This window comes from Defluviitalea raffinosedens (assembly GCF_016908775.1).
Lineage (GTDB): Bacteria > Bacillota > Clostridia > Lachnospirales > Defluviitaleaceae > Defluviitalea > Defluviitalea raffinosedens.
Genome location: NZ_JAFBEP010000043.1, coordinates 1 through 2343 on the forward strand (window position 1 = coordinate 1; position 2343 = coordinate 2343).

Here is a 2343-nt window from a genome sequence, read left to right on the forward strand (position 1 = left end):
TTAACTTTATTCACAACATTGTCAACAGTAAATCCAAATTCTTCAAACAGCACACTGGCTGGACCGGATGCTCCAAAGGTATCGATGGTTAAAACATCTCCGTCCAGTCCGACATATTTATGCCATCCAAAGGATGATGCTGCTTCTACAGCCAGTCTTGCCCTTACTTCTTTAGGCAAAACAGCTGCCTTGTATTCTTCGGACTGTTCTTCAAAAATGTCCGTTGATGGCATGCTTACTACTCTCACATCGATGCCTTCTGCTTTTAACTTCCTGCTTGCTTCATAGATTAATTCCACTTCTGAACCACTGGCCATTAAAATGGCATCCGGAGTTTCCTTCTCGGAATCCACCAGAATGTATCCGCCTTTTAGGGCATCTTTGCCTGTTTCCTTGTAGTAAGGAAGGTTTTGTCTTGTTAAAACCAATGCAGTCGGACTGTTTTTCCTTGTTAATGCTGCATACCAGCCTGCTGCGGTTTCTTTGGCATCCGCTGGTCTAAATACCGTAAAGTTCGGAATACTTCTTAGGGCTGCCAGGTGTTCAATCGGTTCATGGGTAGGCCCGTCTTCTCCCACGCCAATGCTGTCATGGGTCAGAACATAGATGACAGGTAATCCCATAAGGGCAGAAAGTCTCATACTATGTTTCATATAATCACTGAACACAAAGAAGGTGGACACGTAAGGAATAATGCCTCCATGAAGGGCCATTCCGTTGCCAATCGCTGCCATGGCATGTTCCCTTACACCAAAGTGCATATTCGCGCCTCTATAGTTCTCAGCACCAAAATCTCCTTTTCCGTTCATAAGGGTTTTTGTGGAAGGCGCCAGGTCCGCTGATCCTCCCATAAGATTTGGAATCACCTTAGCCAAGCGGTTAAGCACTTCTCCGGAACAGATTCTTGTTGCCACTGGTTTTTCTTCAAATGTCCAGAACTCTTCTGAATTAAGGAAATCCATCGGAAGCTCTTTGCTGTTCCATGCTTCCCATTCTTTTGCCAGTTCAGGATAAGTCTTTTTATAGTCTTCATAAAGGGCATTCCATTCTTCTTCGTAAGCCTGCCCTTTTTTCACGATTTCTTCCATATGAGTTCTTACTTCATCCGGCACAAAGAAAGGTTCTACACCTGGCCAGTTTAAGTTTTCCTTGGTTGCCTTAAGGTTGTCTTCTCCCAGAGGTTCTCCATGGGCTGAGGATTTTCCTTGTTTACCAGGACAGCCATAACCTATCTGTGTTTTTACAATGATGATACTTGGTTTTGTGGTTTCTGCCTTAGCAGACTCTATTGCCTTTGAAAGGCTTTCTAAGTCGTTTGCATCAGCTACATCAAGCACCTGCCATCCCATAGCTTCAAAGCGTTTTGCCACATCTTCTGTAAATGCTATATCGGTACTGCCTTCTATGGTAATGTTATTGGAATCATACAGCGCAATCAGCTTTCCTAACTTCAATGTTCCAGCCAGGGAAGCCGCTTCATAGCTGATGCCTTCCATTAAGCAGCCGTCTCCGGTTAACACATAAGTATAGTGGTCTACGATTTTATGTTCCGGGGTATTAAATTTAGCTCCCAGATGGGCTTCAGCGATGGCAAAGCCTACTGCATTGGCAATTCCTTGCCCCAGAGGTCCGGTAGTGGTTTCCACCCCTACGGTATGGCCGTATTCAGGATGTCCCGGAGTCTTGCTGCCGAACTGCCTGAAGCTTTTTAAGTCTTCAATGGTTAATCCGTATCCGAATAAGTGAAGAAGTGTGTATAAAAGTGCAGAACCATGTCCTGCGGATAATATAAATCTGTCTCTGTTAAGCCAGTTTGGATTTTTAGGATTGTGTTTCATGTGGTTTGCCCATAATTCGTATGCGATGGGTGCCGCACCCATAGGAAGCCCCGGATGGCCTGAATTGGCTTTCTGTACAGCTTCCGCCGAAAGAATTCTTATGGTATTTACACTGAGTTGTTCGATCGGTTTCATAATATCCCCCTTAAATCATTATTAAATTGTGCTTCCATTTGTCTTTCAGACACTATTTCTTTGGCACGCTTTCCCAGTCTTTTAAGAAGCGTTCAATGCCAAGGTCTGTTAAAGGATGTTTGGTCATTTGAACAATAACATTGTAAGGAATCGTTGCGATATGGGCGCCAAGACGGGCTGCCTGAATAACGTGAATTGGATTTCTGACACTTGCTGCTATGATTTCTGTTTCAATATCATGGACAGTGAATATTTCTACGATTTCTTCGATTAAGTTCATGCCTTCGTTGCCGATGTCATCCAAACGGCCAAGGAATGGGCTTACATAAGTTGCTCCTGCTCTTGCAGCAAGGAGTGCCTGGGTTGCTGA

The 2343-nt window shown here is 44.2% G+C and carries 2 protein-coding genes; both read right to left on the reverse strand.

Going from position 1 to position 2343, the window contains the following annotated elements; translation table 11 throughout:
- Window positions 1-1973: transketolase (gene tkt / locus JOD07_RS15195; protein WP_207757004.1), on the reverse strand; the 1973-nt coding region annotated here is incomplete at its 3' end.
- A 52-nt stretch (window positions 1974-2025) separates the two neighbouring features.
- A partial coding sequence (locus JOD07_RS15200) for a transaldolase family protein (RefSeq protein WP_279380868.1) occupies window positions 2026-2343 on the reverse strand: 318 nt, incomplete at its 5' end.